The sequence below is a fragment of the Streptomyces griseus genome (genome assembly GCF_900460065.1).
Lineage (GTDB): Bacteria > Actinomycetota > Actinomycetes > Streptomycetales > Streptomycetaceae > Streptomyces > Streptomyces griseus.
Genome location: NZ_UAVD01000010.1, coordinates 89,050 through 103,938, shown reverse-complemented (window position 1 = coordinate 103,938; position 14,889 = coordinate 89,050). Strand labels below are relative to the sequence as shown.

The 14,889-nt window shown below is 74.8% G+C and carries 11 protein-coding genes; 7 read left to right on the top strand and 4 right to left on the bottom strand.

Translation table 11 applies throughout. From position 1 onward, the window contains the following. Positions 1–12: 12 nt before the first annotated feature. From DTB53_RS05980 to DTB53_RS05960, 5 genes are all read left to right on the top strand, one after another. On the top strand, positions 13–1,059 hold the full coding sequence (locus DTB53_RS05980; protein ID WP_012381622.1) for a Gfo/Idh/MocA family protein: 1,047 nt from the start codon (positions 13–15) through the stop codon (positions 1,057–1,059). Further along, positions 1,056–2,405 (top strand): alkaline phosphatase family protein, encoded by a 1,350-nt coding sequence (locus DTB53_RS05975; protein ID WP_003970245.1) that lies wholly within the window; start codon positions 1,056–1,058, stop codon positions 2,403–2,405. Before DTB53_RS05980 ends, DTB53_RS05975 begins: the two co-directional genes overlap by 4 nt. A 112-nt stretch (positions 2,406–2,517) precedes the next feature. Continuing rightward, complete coding sequence (locus tag DTB53_RS05970; RefSeq protein WP_012381623.1) at positions 2,518–3,654, top strand: DegT/DnrJ/EryC1/StrS family aminotransferase; 1,137 nt, start codon at positions 2,518–2,520, stop codon at positions 3,652–3,654. 106 nt (positions 3,655–3,760) lie between these two features. After that, entirely contained in the window at positions 3,761–4,714 is a 954-nt protein-coding gene (locus tag DTB53_RS05965; RefSeq protein WP_012381624.1) for an aldo/keto reductase, read from the top strand. 290 nt (positions 4,715–5,004) lie between these two features. Continuing rightward, positions 5,005–6,276: a glycosyltransferase 87 family protein gene (locus DTB53_RS05960; RefSeq protein WP_012381625.1), complete on the top strand. Its 1,272-nt coding sequence runs from the start codon at positions 5,005–5,007 to the stop codon at positions 6,274–6,276. 108 nt (positions 6,277–6,384) lie between these two features. Here DTB53_RS05960 and DTB53_RS05955 read toward each other — a convergent pair whose 3' ends face one another. Beyond that, a complete protein-coding gene (locus tag DTB53_RS05955) occupies positions 6,385–7,242 on the bottom strand; it encodes a 3-hydroxybutyryl-CoA dehydrogenase (protein WP_003970249.1) in 858 nt (285 codons plus the stop codon). Between the two features lie 200 nt (positions 7,243–7,442). Here DTB53_RS05955 and DTB53_RS05950 point away from each other — a divergent pair, with 200 nt between their 5' ends. Beyond that, positions 7,443–8,747, top strand: a complete 1,305-nt coding sequence (locus DTB53_RS05950; RefSeq protein WP_012381627.1) for a glycoside hydrolase family 10-like protein — start codon at positions 7,443–7,445, stop codon at positions 8,745–8,747. A gap of 46 nt (positions 8,748–8,793) precedes the next feature. On the opposite strand, the gene DTB53_RS05945 is transcribed toward DTB53_RS05950, so the two are convergent. Beyond that, a complete protein-coding gene (locus tag DTB53_RS05945) occupies positions 8,794–9,027 on the bottom strand; it encodes a DUF1918 domain-containing protein (RefSeq protein WP_012381628.1) in 234 nt (77 codons plus the stop codon). A 47-nt stretch (positions 9,028–9,074) separates the two neighbouring features. Continuing rightward, positions 9,075–10,118: a DMT family transporter gene (locus tag DTB53_RS05940; protein WP_012381629.1), complete on the bottom strand. Its 1,044-nt coding sequence runs from the start codon at positions 10,116–10,118 to the stop codon at positions 9,075–9,077. Between DTB53_RS05940 and DTB53_RS05935 the strand changes: the two genes are divergently transcribed. Next, positions 10,117–11,568: an aminotransferase-like domain-containing protein gene (locus DTB53_RS05935; protein ID WP_012381630.1), complete on the top strand. Its 1,452-nt coding sequence runs from the start codon at positions 10,117–10,119 to the stop codon at positions 11,566–11,568. The genes DTB53_RS05940 and DTB53_RS05935 overlap by 2 nt on opposite strands. Positions 11,569–11,577: 9 nt before the next feature. Here DTB53_RS05935 and DTB53_RS05930 read toward each other — a convergent pair whose 3' ends face one another. After that, positions 11,578–14,844 carry a lantibiotic dehydratase gene (locus DTB53_RS05930; RefSeq protein WP_012381631.1) on the bottom strand — a complete coding sequence of 1,089 codons (3,267 nt, stop codon included), beginning with the start codon at positions 14,842–14,844 and terminating at the stop codon, positions 11,578–11,580. Positions 14,845–14,889: the final 45 nt, after the last annotated feature.

The following is a 14,889-nucleotide window of genomic DNA, read 5'->3' as shown; positions in this document are numbered from 1 at the left end:
CGGAGACCCTCGATGAGAGTGGGAATCGTTGGAGCCGGCCGTATGGGCCGACTGCACGCGCGCACACTGCTCGAACTGCCCGACCCACCCGATCTGGTGGTGCACGACGTCGACCCCGACGGGGCGCACCGGCTGGCCCAGGAGCTTGCGGCCGGCACGAAGGCCCAGGTGACCGTGGAGCGGGAACTCGCCGACACCGTCACGAAGGCGGACGCGATCGTCGTGGCCACCCCGGCGACCCAGCGCCGGGCCCCGCTGCTGGCGGCGGCGCGGGCCGGACTCCCGGTGTTCTGCGAGAAACCTCTGACCGCCGACGAGACCGAGGCCGCCGAACTGGTCGAGGCACTCGCGCACACACGGCTGCACGTCGGGTTCCAGCGCCGCTGCGACCCCGAGTACCAGCGGCTGCGCGAGCTGATCGCCGCGGGCGAGCTGGGCCGCGTCCTGCTGGTGCGCTGCACGGCCTTCGACCACCGTCCGCCGGCCGACGCCTACGAGGAGACGGCGGGCGACATCTTCACGGACTGCCTCATCCACGACATCGACGCCGTGCACTGGCTGACCGGGCAGCCCACGGTCGCCGTGCAGGCCGACGGGGCACGCCTGCTCGCCGGCTCCGGGTACGACGTGGCGACCGCGGTGCTCACCCTGGCCGACGGCGCCCGCGCCGTCCTGTCCGCCTCCCGGCTCGATCCGCACGGATACGACCACCGGGTCGAGGTCTTGGGGACCAAGGGCTCCCTCTCCGTCGGGCTCGACGCGCGGACGCCGCTGCGACTGCTCGGCCAGGACGGCACGGGCTGCCCGCCCGGTCCCGGGGCGCAGCCCGCGTACCAGGACTTCACCGACCGCTTCGAGGCCGCCTACCGGCGGGAAGTCCTCGCCTTCGTCCGTACGGTGACCGAGGGGGCGCCCAGTCCCTGCACCGGACAGGAGGCCCTGCGGGCCCAGCGCGTGGCGGCGGCGGCGGGCCGCGCCGCCCGAACCGGCACCCGCGTCGAGCTGGACCCGGCACCGCACGGCGCCCCCGCCGCACTGGTCGCGGGAGCGGCCCGATGAGGTTCGCGTACGGACGGCTGCCCTGGCGCCGCGGCGCCGTCCTGGGCTCCGCCCTGCTGGTCCTGGTCACCGCACCCGCCGCCTCCACCGCGACCGAGAGGTCCGGGCCGGCCCCGGCGCGGAGCGTCATCCTGCTGATCGGTGACGGCATGGGCGACGCGGAGATCACCGCCGCACGCAACTACTCCGTCGGGGCGGCCGGCAGACTGGCCATGGACACCCTGGACGCGTCCGGCAGGCGCACCACGTACGCGGTCGACGAGCGGGGCAGGCCGGTCTACGTCACCGACTCCGCGGCGGGCGCCACGGCCTGGGCGACGGGCCGGCGCACGGTGAACGGACGGGTCTCGAAGTCCCATGACACCGACCGCCCGATGCCCACCCTGCTGGAACTGGCCCGCGACCGGGGCTATGCGACGGGCAGCGTCACCACGGCATCGGTCGCCGACGCCACGCCCGCCGCGCTGACGGCGCACGTCACGGACCGGTCCTGCAAGGGACCGGCGGACATGGCCGCCTGCCCGGCGGACACCCGGGCCGGAGGCGGTGAGGGCTCCATCGCGGAGCAGACGGTCGCCGCCCGGCCCGATGTCCTGCTCGGCGGCGGGGCCGACCACTTCGCGCAGACCGTCACGGACGGCCCGTTCCGCGGCCGTACGGTCACGCAGCAGGCCCGCGCCGCCGGCTACCAGGTGGTGCGCGACCGCACCCAGCTGGCGGCGGCCCGCCCCGGCCGACCGGTGCTCGGGCTGTTCGCACCCGAGTACGTGCCCGTGGAGTGGACCGGCCCCCCGGCCGCGCCCGGCGGGACCGCGCCCCAGCGGTGCGCCACCCGCAACCCCGGCCGGCCTGCGGGAACGCCCGACCTGGCCGAGTCCACCCGGGCCGCGCTGGACCTGCTGACGGCCCGTGCCCACCACCGGGGAGCCCCGGGCAGGGGCTTCTTCCTCCAGGTCGAGGGCGCGTCGATCGACGACAGGGCGCACGAGGCCGACCCGTGCGGCCAGCTCGGGGAGACCCTGGCGTTCGACCGGGCCGTCGCGGCCGCCCTCGACCACGCCGAACGGCACCCCCGCACCCTCGTGATCGTGACCGCCGACCACGGCCACGCGACCCAGATACTGCCCCACGACGCCCGCCCGGCGGGGCTGTCCGCCACGCTCGTCACCGACGAGGGCGGCGTGATGCAGCTCGGCTACGGCACCGCCCTGCCCGGAGAGACGCAGGAGCACACCGGGGTTCCGGTCCCGGTCGCCGCCCGCGGGCCGCTCGCGGACCGGGTGCGCGGAGTCCAGGACAACACCTCGCTGTTCGGCACCGTGACAGCGGCGCTCGGACTGCGCTGAACCCCGGACACGTGCGCACGCCGGGGCCCGGACCGCACGTCTCCGCTCCCGGGAGCGGAGACGTGCGCCGAAGAGTCCACGAACACACCATCGAGTCGAAAGGTACGAACTGTTGAGCTCTTTCCAGGAATTGCCGCGGTGGCCCCAGCTGACGGACGACGACATCGAGGCGGCGGTGGCGGCGCTGCGCTCCAACCGCCTGGTGGGGCAGGGGAACAGCACGGTCGAGGAGTTCGAGGCGGCGCTGGCGGCCGGCCAGGGAGTCGAGCACGCGGTCGCGGTGTCCACCGGCACGGCGGCCGTGCACCTGGCGCTGCACGCCCTCGACGTCGGCCCGGGCGACGAGGTCATCGTGCCCACCCACACCTTCATCGGCTCCGCCAGCCCGGTGACGTACCTCGGCGCCCGCCCGGTTTTCGCCGACGTCACGCCGGACACCCACTGCCTGGACCCGGACTCGGTGAAGTCCCTGATCGGGGAGCGCACCAAAGCCATCGTCGTGGTCCACATCAACGGCATAGCCGCCGACATGGCCGCTCTGACCGCTGTGGCCGCCGAGGCGGGCGTGCCGGTCATCGAGGACGCCGCGCAGGCGCTCGGCACCGAGATCGGCGGCCGGCCCATCGGCGGCTTCGGGGATCTCGCCTGCGTCAGCCTCTTCGAACAGAAGGTGATCACCTCGGGCGGCGAGGGAGGCGCCGTGCTCACCGACAACCCGGTCTACGCGGAGCGAGTGCGCCGGCTGCGGAGCCACGGTGAGGGGCCCGTCTCCGGCAGCCCGGGGATGATCTGGGCGCACGAGGTCGGCTACAACTACCGCCTCACGTCCGTCCAGGCGGCCGTCGGCCTCGCCCAGCACAAGCGCCTCGGCGACCTGGTCGAAGCCCGCCGTCGCAACGCGGCGTACCTCTCCGAGCGGCTGGCCGGCGTCGAGGGCTTGGAGCTGCCGGTGGAGCCGCCCGGCACCACTCACGCGTACTGGAAGTACGCGGTGCGCGTGGTTCCGGGGGACGGACGCCGCAGCGCTGCGGACATCGCGGCCCACCTGCGCTCGCGGGGCGTCCCGGTGCTGCTGCGCTACCCGTACCCGCTGCACAAGCAGCCCGCGTTCGCCGAGTACCACGGGGTGTCCCTGCCGGTCGCCGAGCGGCTGTCGCAGGAACTGCTGGCCCTGCCCTCGCACCCGGGACTGGTGGAGGGCCACCTGGACCACGTCGCCGAAGAGGTCCGCAAGGCCGTCGCGAGCTGACGCGCCCCGGAGCACCGCCCGGCACCAGGGCCCCGCACGCCGGCCGCGTACCGCCGGCGGGCGGGGCCCGTCCCTCCCGTTCCCGACACCGACCAGGAGAGCCGACATGCCCCCCGTACCCCAGCCCAGCCCCGCACCGCCGCCCGGCCCCGACGGGCCCCCGCTGCTCCTCGGTACCTCCGCCTTCGGCCAGAACGAACGCGGGTTCCCCGTCTTCGACGCCTACTGGGAGGGCGGTGGACGGGCCTTCGACACCGCCTGGCTCTACGGCCACGCCTACGGACCCGGCTGCTGCGAACGCACCTTCGGGGCCTGGGCCCAGTCGCGCGGCGTCGAGAAGGACGTCTGGGTGCTGGCCAAGGGCGCGCACACCCCCGAGTGCCTCCCCGACCGTGTCGAGGGCCAGCTCGGCGAGAGCTTCGAGCGCATGGGCCGCGACAGCGCCGCGCTCTACATGCTGCACCGCGACAACACCGACGTCCCCGTCGGAGAGTTCGTCACCGTCCTCACCGACCTCATGAACCGCGGCCTCATCCAGGGGTACGGGATGTCCAACTGGACCCTGGAGCGCGTCACCGAGGCCGCCGCCTACGCCCGCGAGCACGGACTGCCGCTGCCCACCGGCATCAGCAACCAGTACAGCCTCATCGACATGGTCCACCCCATCTACCCGGGCACCGAGACCTCCCGCACCCCGGCCTGGCGGGCGTGGCTGTCCGAGGGGAACGTCAGGCTGTACCCCTGGGCGAGCCAGGGCCGCGGCGCACACGCCTTGGCCGACCCCGACGAGCTGCGTACCGGTCCGCTCGCGGAGAGCTGGTACAGCGAGGCCAACGCCGCCCGGCTGCACCGCACCCGTCTGCTGGCGGAGCGCACGGGCCTCTCCGCCACCGGCATCGCCCTGGCCTGGACCCTGTCCCAGCCCTTCCCGGTCGTCGCGCTCATCGGCCCCCGGCTGCCCGAGGAGGTCCGCGACTCGCTGGCGGCCGCCGCGCACCGGCTCACCGACGCCGAACGCGACTGGCTGGAGACCGGGGAGGGAGAGCTGCCGCCCCGCTGAGGCCGAGGCCCTCCGCTGAGGCCGAGGCCCTCGTTCCTCCGCGGCAGTTGACGTGACGCATCCGCCGCGCGGCGCCCGGCGCCCCTCCCGCGGGCGGGCGCCGCGCGGCCGGCACCCCGGCCCGGGGAGACCGTGGCGACGCGGGTCGCGTTCCGGACAGCGGTGTTCCGCGCCGTCCCCGGCCGACGCGACGGCGACGACCGGGGGCGTCCGGTCCCTCCGGCCGGCAGAAGAAGCCCGTCGTCTCCCGCTGCCCTCTCCCCTTCCGGCCGTCACGCCAAGGAGTCCCTGTGAAGTCGCAACGCAGTCGGCCGAGCGCCCGAGCGGTCGGCACTTCCGTCCTGGTCGGCGGATTCGGCGTCCTCGGGCTGGTCGGCGCGGTGCTCGCGGGCGGCGCGGAGGCGGTGGACCTGCAGGTCTACCGGGCGGGCGGGAAAGCGCTGCTGGAAGGCCGGGACCTCTACGACCTGCCCGTCCGGCAGGACTTCCACTTCACCTATCCGCCCTTCGCGGCCCTGGTCTTCACCCCGCTCTCCCTGCTGAGCGCGGAGACCGCCAGGATTCTCGTGGTGCTGGCCAACACCGCGTTGGTGGTGTTCATCGTGGCGCGGACCTGCCGGACCCTCGGCACCATGGAGACCCGCCTGTTCACCCTCGTGGTGATCACGGTCTCCGGCGCGGCGATGGGTCTGGAATCGGTCCACAGCAACTTCACCGACGGTCAGATCAACCTGCTGCTGGTCGCCTTGGTGCTGGCCGATCTGACGGCACGCAGGGACCATCCGGCCCTGGGGGTCGGGGTCGGGATCGCGGCGGGGCTGAAGCTGACCCCGCTCGTCTTCGTGGCCTATCTGATCGTCACCCGGCGGTACCGGCAGGCCGCCGTGGCGTCCGCGTGCGCCGGCGGAACGGTGGTCGTCAGCTTCCTGCTGGCGCCCACCGCCGCGGCCGACTACTGGCTGCGCGGGGTCTTCGCCGACCTCGACCGGATCTTCGCCGATCCGGCGTCCCGCCACAACCAGTCGCTGCGCGGGCTGCTGCTGAAGAACGGCGTACCGCAGGACGTCACCCTGTGGCTGTGGCCGGTGCTCGCGGCCGCGGTCGTGATCGTGACCCTGACGCTCGCCGCGCGGGCCGCGCGGCGGGGCGAACCCCTGCTGGGTGTCGCGCTGTGCGGCCTCTGCGCGGCGGCGGTGTCCCCCTGGTCGTGGGGGCACCACTGGGTCTGGCTGGTGCCGTTCGGGGTGTTCCTGCTCTGGGTGGCCGGTCAGCCCCGCCGTCGTCTGCTGTGGCTGCCGACGACGGTGCTCGTCGTGAGCAGCGTCCCGGCGCTGCTGTCCCTGGCCGACCCGATGGAGGACGGCGCGGTGCCCGCGGTGGCGGACGGACCGCTCGCGTTCGTGCTGGCCAACCTGTACGTGATCATCTTCCTGACCACCCTGGCCGCCGCCGCCCTGGACTTCCGTGCCGGACGTGCCCCTTGCGAACCTCGGGAGAAGGGCGCGAGGACGGCGGCGCCGGGCGTCCCCCCGTACGACCGCTCGGCATCGCGGCAGGTGTAGGTCCCGGGCCCGAGCCGCCTGGGACTCCCCGGGACCCTTCCGCTCCAGCCTCGGGGCACCGTTCCCGGCAGGCCGGCGTCGTCGGCGCCGAACCCGCCGGTAGGACGGTCAGTAGGCGTAGAACCCCGACCCGGTCTTCCGGCCGAGGCGCCCCGCGTCGACCATCCGCTGGAGCAGCGGGGGCGCGGCGTACAGCGGCTCCTTGTACTCGGCGTACATCGAGTCCGCGACCGAGGCCACGGTGTCCAGGCCGATCAGATCGGCCAGCTTGAGCGGGCCCATCGGGTGGGCGCAGCCCATCTCCATGCCGTTGTCGATGTCCTCGCGGCTGGCGATGCCCGACTCGAACATCCGGATCGCGGAGAGGAGGTACGGGATCAGCAGCGCGTTCACGACGAAGCCGGACCGGTCCTGGGCGCGGATCGGGTGCTTGCCGAGCACGTCCTGGACGACGGCCTCGGCGCGGGCGATCGTCTCGTCCGAGGTGGTCAGCGCGGGGATCAGCTCGACGAGCTTCTGCACCGGGGCCGGGTTGAAGAAGTGGATGCCGATGACCTGGTCCGGGCGCGAGGTGGCGACGGCCAGCTTCACCAGCGGGATGGAGGAGGTGTTGGAGGCCAGGATCGCGTCCTGCCGGGTCACCACCTGGTCGAGCACCTGGAAGATCTCGGTCTTGACCTGCTCGTTCTCCACGACGGCCTCGATGACGAGATCGCGGTCGGCGAACTCCCCGAGATCGGTCGTGAAGCTCAGCCGGCCGAGGGTCTCGTCCCGCTCCGCCGCACTGATCTTGCCGCGTTCGGCGGCCTTCGAGAGGGAGTTGTGCAGACGGGTGCGGCCGATCTCCAGCGCTTCGCCGGTGGTCTCGGCGACCTTCACTTCGAGGCCGCTGCGCGCGCACACCTCCGCGATACCTGCGCCCATCTGGCCACAGCCCACCACTCCGACGCGTGCAATGTCGGCCATAAGGTCCGTCACCTCGTGCCTTTCGCTGTTCTCCGTATCGCAGGGTCCCGTGTGATTCCGGTGCCCGCCTCGACCCCACGACGTTACTCCGAATGCCGACCCGGACGTCCCGCGGGTCATGACGGCCACGGATGGGAAGGATGCGGTTACGTAGAGCTATCGGAGTCGGAGCGGGACGTGGCGGAGAGAGGTGGGCCAGGATGCGGCGAACGGGGATGGCGAGGAGGGCGTTCGTGCTGGGCGCGGCCGGACTGCTGGCGGCGATGACGTCGGCCGGTGACGCGGTCGCCTCCCCGGCGGGGAGATCGGGGGGCGGCGGGCGGCCGAGGGCGGCGGCGGGGCAGGTGCGGGGCATGTGGATCGCCACCGTCGCCAACATCGACTGGCCGTCGAAGCCGGGACTCACGGCGGCACGTCAGGAGGCCGAGCTGTCCGCGTATCTGGACCGGGCGGTCGAGCTGCGGCTCAACACGGTGGTCCTCCAGGTCCGGCCGACCGCCGACGCCCTGTGGCCCTCGCCGCACGAGCCGTGGGCCGCCTGTCTCACCGGGACCCAGGGGAAGGACCCGGGCTGGGACCCGCTCGGCACGGCGGTGCGCGCGGCGCACGACCGGAGCCTGGAGCTGCACGCCTGGTTCAACCCCTACCGGGTGGCGAACCACACCGACCCCACCCGCCTCGTCGCCTCCCACCCGGCCCGGAAGCACCCGGACTGGGTCGTGCCGTACGGCGGGAAGCTCTACTACAACCCGGGGCTGCCGGAGGTCCGGCGCTTCGTCCAGGACGCGATGCTGGACGCCGTGCGGCGCTACGACATCGACGCGGTGCACTGGGACGACTACTTCTACCCGTATCCGGTGGCCGGCCAGACCTTCGACGACGACGCGGAGTTCGAGCGGTACGGCGGCGGCTTCGCCGACCGGGCGGCCTGGCGGCGCGACAACATCGACCGGCTCGTGCGCGAGACGGCGGAGCGCGTCCGGCAGATCAAGCCCCACGTCCGCTTCGGCATCAGCCCCTTCGCGGTCTGGCGCAACGCCGCGACCGACCCGCGGGGCTCGGACACCCGGGCGGGCGTGCAGACGTACGACGACCTGTACGCCGACACCCGCACGTGGGTCAAGAAGGGCTGGATCGACTACATCTGCCCGCAGATCTACTGGTACATCGGCCAGAGCGCCGCCGACTACACGAAGGTCCTCGCCTGGTGGAGCCGGACGGTCCGGGGCACGGGCGTCGAGCTGTACGTGGGCGAGGCGCTGTACAAGGCGGGCGACCCCGCCCAGGCGGAGCCCTGGCAGGACCCGGCGGAGCTCTCCCGCCACCTCACCCTCGCCCGGGACCACGCGGAGGTGGGCGGTCACGTCTTCTTCTCCGGGAAGAGCGTCATGGCGGACCGGATCGGCGCGATGCGACGCGTGGTGGCCGACCACTACACGGACCGGGCCCGCCTCTACCCGGACCGGGGCCGCGCCCACGCGCGTCGGGCCCGGATTCCGGAGTGAGCAGCCCGGTCCGGGAGGGTCGGGGGTCGGGGTCCGGCCCCGTCACCTAGCGCCGCCGCTGGTCCCTCGGCCACAACGGCTGCTCCTCCGTCGGCGTCCGCGCGTGCTGGACGACGCTGTCCGGGCCGGGGGACATCAGGTGTTCGTGGCCGTCCTCGAAGCGGAGCCGGTACGGGGGAGCGCCCCCGTCACCGAGTACCTCGATGATCTCGGCGACCCGGTCGTGCTGTCCCACGGTCCTGCCGTGCATCAGCAGCCGGTCGCCCGGGTGTGCCTCCATCGGGAGCGACCTCCTCACAGGGGGAGACGGTGTCCGTGTCGACAAGTCTATGACCGTGCGCGCCGGGATTCCCGCGCTGCGCCGCGGCCGGCCCGCTGGGTGGCGGCGATGCAGACGAGCACGGCCACCGCGGCGACCGGCGCCGCGGCCGTCATCTCCTCGCCGAGCAGGAGAAAGGACCACAGAAGCGTCAGCAGCGGCTGGGCGAGCTGAAGCTGACTGGCCCGGGCGACACCGATCGCCGCCATGCCCCGGTACCAGACGTACAGGCCGAGGAAGGTCGACCCGGCGGCGACCCACACCAGGCCGAGGACGCCGTGGGCGTTCAGGTGCACGGGTTCGAGGGGCAGGGCCACCAGGCTGCCCGCCACCGCGAGCGGCAGGCACAGGACCAGGGCCCAGCCGATCACGTGCCAGCCCGGCATCAGCCGGGCCAGCCGGCCGCCCTCGGTGTACCCGGCCGCGCACACGAGCAGCGCGCCGAACAGATACAGGTCGCCGGGGGCCAGGGCCCCGCCGCTCTGCCACACGGTGAAGGCGATCACCACGCCGGCCCCGGCGAGTGCCGCGGCCCAGAAGGCGCGCGACGGCCGCTCGCCGGTGCGCAGCGATCCCAGCACCGCCGTGGTCAGCGGCAGCAGGCCCACGACCACCGCCGCGTGCGAGGTGGTCGAGGTCCGCAGGGCCAGCGTCGTCAGCAGCGGGAAGCCCACCACCACCCCGCCTCCGACGACCGCGAGCCCGGCCCAGTGCCGGCGTGCGGGCAGGGGCACCCGCGCCGCCAGCAGCACCCCGCCCGCGATCAGAGCGGCGAGGACGCTGCGCAGGGCGACCAGGGACCAGGGGCCGAAACTCTCCAGGCCCCACACCGTGGCCGGGAAGGTGAGCGAGAACGCCACCACGCCGAGCCCCGCGAGCACGGTGCCGCTCCGCCCGGCCGAGGGCTGCCGCGCGGGCCCGCTTCCGGGCCCGCGCCCGGCGGTCGCGGCCTCCGCCGCTTCCGGCCTGATCGCCGGGGTGGTCCGCAGTGGACCGGCCGGCTCGGCGACCGCTATCGATGAAGGGTGTGTAGCGCTATTGTCTGCTCTCATGCAAGAGCGTAGCAGCGTCGCCGAACTGGTCACTTCCCTGCGATCCGAACTCAACCGCTACTCTCCTGGTGGAAAGCTGCCGTCCAGTCGTGCGCTCGTCGAGCGGTTCCGGGTCAGCCCCGTCACCGTCTCCCGCGCCATCGCCCAGCTCGCGGCGGAGGGGCTCGTCGTCACCCGCCCCGGCTCCGGCGCCTTCCGGGCGCATCCCCGCGCCGCGCTGCCCGCACCGGGCGACACGTCCTGGCAGGAGGTGTCGCTGAGCGGCGACGGCGGGGCCGAGGTGGTGCCGCGCACCGTCGACGCCTCCGGCGTGCTGGTCACCCTCGCCGCACCGCCGTCCGGCGTCATCGAGTTCAACGGCGGCTACCTCCACGCCTCCCTCCAGCCCGAGCGGGCCCTCTCCGCGGCCCTGGCCCGAGCGGGCCGCAGGCCCGGCGCCTGGGGCCGCCCCCCGACGGACGGGCTGCCCGAACTGCGTTCCTGGTTCGCCCGCGAGATCGGCCCCGCCGTCTCCGGCGCCGACGTCCTGATCACCGCGGGCGGCCAGAGCGCCCTGGCCACCGCCCTGCGCGCGCTCGCCCCGCCCGGGGCCCCGGTCCTCGTGGAGTCGCCCACCTACCCCGGTATGCTCGCCGCCGCCCGTGCCACCGGGCTCCGTCCCGTGCCCGTCCCGATGGACGCCGACGGGGTGCGGCCCGAACTGCTCGCCGACGCCTTCCGGGCCACCGGCGCCCGGGTCTTCGTCACCCAGCCCCTCTTCCACAATCCGACCGGAGCCACCCTCGCACCGGCCCGCCGCCCCGAGATCCTGGCCATCGCCCGCGCGGCCGGGGCGTTCGTGGTCGAGGACGACTTCGCCCGCCGGCTCGCCCACGACGACGCCGGACCGCTGCCGGAGCCGCTGGCCGCCGACGATCCCGACGGCGTCGTCGTCCACGTCTGCTCGCTGACCAAGGTCACCTCGCCCAGCCTGCGGGTCGGGGCCCTGGCCGCCCGGGGGCCGGTGCTGGAGCGCCTGCGGGCCATCCAGGTCGTCGACAGCTTCTTCGTGCCCCGGCCGCTCCAGGAAGCCGCGCTGGAACTCGTCGGCTCCCCGTCCTGGGGCCGCCACCTCGCCGCGGTCGCCACCGAGCTGAGGCACCGGCGTACGACGATGGCGGCGGCTCTCGCCGACGAGCTGCCGGAACTCGCGCTGCCGCGTCTCCCGGCAGGCGGCGGCAGCCTCTGGCTCCGGCTCCCGGGCGGCGGCGGAACGGCCGCCGACGAGCCGGCCGTCGTCTCGGCCGCCCTGCGCGCCTCCGTCGCCGTCGCCCCCGGACGCCCCTACTTCTGCGCCGAGCCCCCGGGCGGCCACGTCCGCCTGAGCTTCGCGGGGGTCTCCGGAGCGGCCGAGATCGCGGAGGGCGTCCGCCGCCTCCGTACCGCCTTCGACGGGTTCCCCGGCGGCTAGGGCCGGTCGTCACACCGTCGTCGTCGCCGCGTGACGGGCGAGGTGTGCCTCGACGGCCCCGCGGGCGGTGGCGTACACCGCGCTCTCGGCGGACCGGGAGAGGCCGGCGCTGACGCGGTTGTGGTGCAGGTGCAGCAGTGACGCCAGGAGCGGGACCGCCTGCGCGTCGGTGCCGCTCAGGTGGTGTCCGTAGGAGCGCAGGGACGCGGCGGTGGCGTCCCAGGCCTTCATCAGGGGCGCCGTTTCGGGCAGGGCCCGCAGCGCGGCGAAGCCGTCGAACGGATCGACGATGCGCAGGGCCTCCCGGCGGTGTGCGCGGAAGGTGCTGTGGTGCTCTCCGCGCGGCGCGATCGAGAGCAGCAGCCGTGCGCGGGCCCGCTCCGCGGAGGTGTCGTCCGGTACGGGGAAGTGGAAGGCCAGGTGGGCCTGGCCGGCGGCGGCGAGCAGCAGCGGGTCCGGCGGCGCGGACGCGCCGGCGGGCCCGTGCGGGGCGGACGGGGCGTCGAGGAGGCGGAGGTGTTCCAGCGCGGCGGCGCTGTCGGCGTGGAAGACGCGCTCGGCGGCGGCCATGGCGTCGGCCGTGCCGCCGTACCGAGCCGTCTCGGGTTCGTACGTGTCCAGGACCAGCCGCCCGGCCAGCCCCCGCCGCCGCAGCTCCTCGGCGAGGTCGTGCAGGCGGGGGAGCACCCGGGCGGTCAGCGTCCGGGACCCGCCGTGCAGCCGCAGCCGCAGATGCGGGTCGGGGTCGGCGTAGCGGACGAAGAACCAGCGGTCGACGTCGTCCGCCAGGCCGTCCAGCAGCGTGGGCAGGTGGTGGACCAGCACGGTGTTCTGGGCCCAGCCGGGGCAGTACAGCTTGGCGAAGACCCAGTCGCCGCCCGGGAGATGCCGTGGCGGACGGCCGTTGGACGCGGTGGCGCGCGGCCGAGTCGGGCCGGATGCGCCCGCGGGGGCGGTGCGGCGGAGCAGCGGTACGCAGATCTCCGCGGTGTGCCGGCCGCCGGTGGGGCCGGTCAGCCAGCCGCTGCCCGAGCCGTCCGGGTCGATCGACGCGTGGATCTCCGTGTCCGGACGGTGCCTCAGCTCCTGGCGCAGCAGCGCGAGGTCGGCGGGGCGGGTCAGGTCGAGGGGGAGGCGCTGGTCGAACGTGCCCGCCTCGACGCGGTCGGGCACCCGCCACCGCCGCTGCCAGGCGCGCAGGGCGGGAAGCCACCGGGGAGTGTCCGCGGTGCTGTCGAGGACGTCCGGGTCCCGCACGAGCCAGCGGGCACGGGTCAGTACGGTCTGCCCGTGGCGTACGCCCGGCAGGTACGGCCAGTCCCGCGCCGCCCCCCAGTCCCAGCCGTACAACGGGCGCACCCCGTCCGCGGTCAGCAGTTGCAGCAGCCGTACGTGTGCGGGGGCGTGCGTGCCGGTGTTCAGCATGTGGAAGGTCCCCGCCGCCACCTCACGCCCGCCGTGGACCGGCGAGACGAGGCGCAGGCGGTCCCGGGCGGCGATGACGGCGAGATCCTCCAGGCCCAGGGCGCCGGGGGCCGACCGTTCGCCGAAGGTGCCGGCGGCGAGGGTGTGACCGGTCCACCGCGGCGTTCTGATGACGTTGCCGCAGCGGGCGTCCCCGGGGCGGAAGACGAGCTGCACGGGGAGGGGGGTGTCCGGGGCGCCGTCGGAGCCGCCGGTGAGGGCGGTGGCCGCCAGATCGCCGAGGCCCTGTGCCGCCCCGGGCAGCAGCGGGGCGAAGCGGCCCCACAGCGCACCGGCCGGCCAGGACCCGGTCAGCGGCGCCATGACCAGGGTGAAATCGCCGCGCTCCAAGGCGTCCGGCGAGGGAGCCAGCAGGTGGAAGACCGCCTCGGCCGACGGCGGCGGTACCCCGGCGTCGTCCTCCAGCGCGGCGATGTCCCGGTCGCTGAGGTCGATCTCGTGGCGGCCCGAGAGGACCGCCTCCTCGGCGAGGGCGAGCAGGACCCTCTCCCGCCGCCCGTCGTCCGCGCCCCCGCCGGTGCGCGGAGCGAAGGGCGGCGGGTGCCCCAATCCGTCCACCGGATCGAGGAGTTCGTCCAGGGGGACCGCCCGCTCGGTTCCGTACCGGTGGAGGAACGCCTCGTGGTAGGCGCTCAGCGGGCGCCGCCACCGCACGGGCGGGCCGGTCCGCCACAGCAGGTCGGCGGCCCGGGCGGCCTCCTGCTCCACCGCGCGGGGCAGCTCGACGTCCGCGTCCAGAGCGAGGTCGGCCGTGACCGGGCGCTCGCACGGTTGCAGGCCGCGCATCCGGCGCACCGCCCGGCGGAGCTCGGTCAGCCCCTGCCCCGGAGGCCGGGCGCCCCAGTCGGCGAGATCGGCGGCCACCTCGCGCAGCCGCGCGGTCTCCTCGGCGGCGGCGGGGACGGTGGCCAGCCGGTCGGTCAGGTGGCGCAGCGGGTCCGGTGCGTCCGGGGCGGGCGGCAGGTCCGTGAGCAGGAAGGAATGGGCGACCAGCTCGGCGATGACGCCCTCGACCGCTCCGGCCGGCGGCTCGGGCAGGCTGTCGCGCATCCGGGCCGTCAACTCCGCGTGGGTGACGGGTGTACGAGCGAAGGCCAGCGCCGCACGGACCGCTTCGGTGCACCGCACGGACACCTCGTCGCCGGGCCGTCCGTCCGCCGTGCCGGTCTCGGCGGCGGCGTACGGCAGCACCAGACGCTCACCGCGCCGCACGCACAGGCCGTTGGCCGAGAGCCGCAGGTGCGCCAGGATCGCGGGCCGGCGCTCCCACCGCGAGGTCACCTCCGCCACCCAGGCCGCGTCGGGCTGCACGGCTTTGCGGTGCGCGGCGGCGAACCGCAGGGAGAGGGTGTCCGTGAACCGCACGGGCGTCACCCCTGCCATCAGCCCGAACGGGGTCGAGCGGCCTCCCATCCGGATCCGGTAGCGCAGCACCGACCGGAAGCAACGGCGCAGCTGGGGCAGCGTGGCGGGTCGGCCGTCCAGCAGACCGTCCACCCGGTCGGCCAGGGAAGGGCTCGCCAGGGCCAGGGCTTCGGCGACCAGGGGTTCGGCGGCCAGCTGAAGGATCGCCCGCCTCAGCCGGTCGGCCTCTCCGGCAGCCCGGTCGGTCGCTCCGGCAGTGCCGGACCCGTCGGCCGTCCCGTCGCCGACGGTGCCGGGGGCCGGGCCCGGCGCATCGTCCGGGAGCAGCGCCCGGAGCGCGGGATCATCGACCGGGAGCACCGGGGAACGCATGAGCGCCATGCCCACGGGGGCGTACAGCGCACCGGCGGCGACAGGGGTGGTCATGGTGTCCTCCGGGAGTGTCTCGCTCCGCGAGCGCGGCGCCGGTCC

Bases quoted from the DNA above. Each gene is read 5' to 3' on its own strand.
- DTB53_RS05965 (WP_012381624.1), top strand. From the start codon at position 3,761: ATGCCCCCCGTACCCCAGCCCAGCCCCGCACCGCCGCCCGGCCCCGAC.
- DTB53_RS05950 (WP_012381627.1), top strand. From the start codon at position 7,443: ATGCGGCGAACGGGGATGGCGAGGAGGGCGTTCGTGCTGGGCGCGGCC.
- DTB53_RS05975 (WP_003970245.1), top strand. From the start codon at position 1,056: ATGAGGTTCGCGTACGGACGGCTGCCCTGGCGCCGCGGCGCCGTCCTG.
- DTB53_RS05945 (WP_012381628.1), bottom strand. From the start codon at position 9,027: ATGGAGGCACACCCGGGCGACCGGCTGCTGATGCACGGCAGGACCGTG.
- DTB53_RS05935 (WP_012381630.1), top strand. From the start codon at position 10,117: ATGCAAGAGCGTAGCAGCGTCGCCGAACTGGTCACTTCCCTGCGATCC.
- DTB53_RS05955 (WP_003970249.1), bottom strand. From the start codon at position 7,242: ATGGCCGACATTGCACGCGTCGGAGTGGTGGGCTGTGGCCAGATGGGC.
- DTB53_RS05930 (WP_012381631.1), bottom strand. From the start codon at position 14,844: ATGACCACCCCTGTCGCCGCCGGTGCGCTGTACGCCCCCGTGGGCATG.
- DTB53_RS05980 (WP_012381622.1), top strand. From the start codon at position 13: ATGAGAGTGGGAATCGTTGGAGCCGGCCGTATGGGCCGACTGCACGCG.
- DTB53_RS05940 (WP_012381629.1), bottom strand. From the start codon at position 10,118: ATGAGAGCAGACAATAGCGCTACACACCCTTCATCGATAGCGGTCGCC.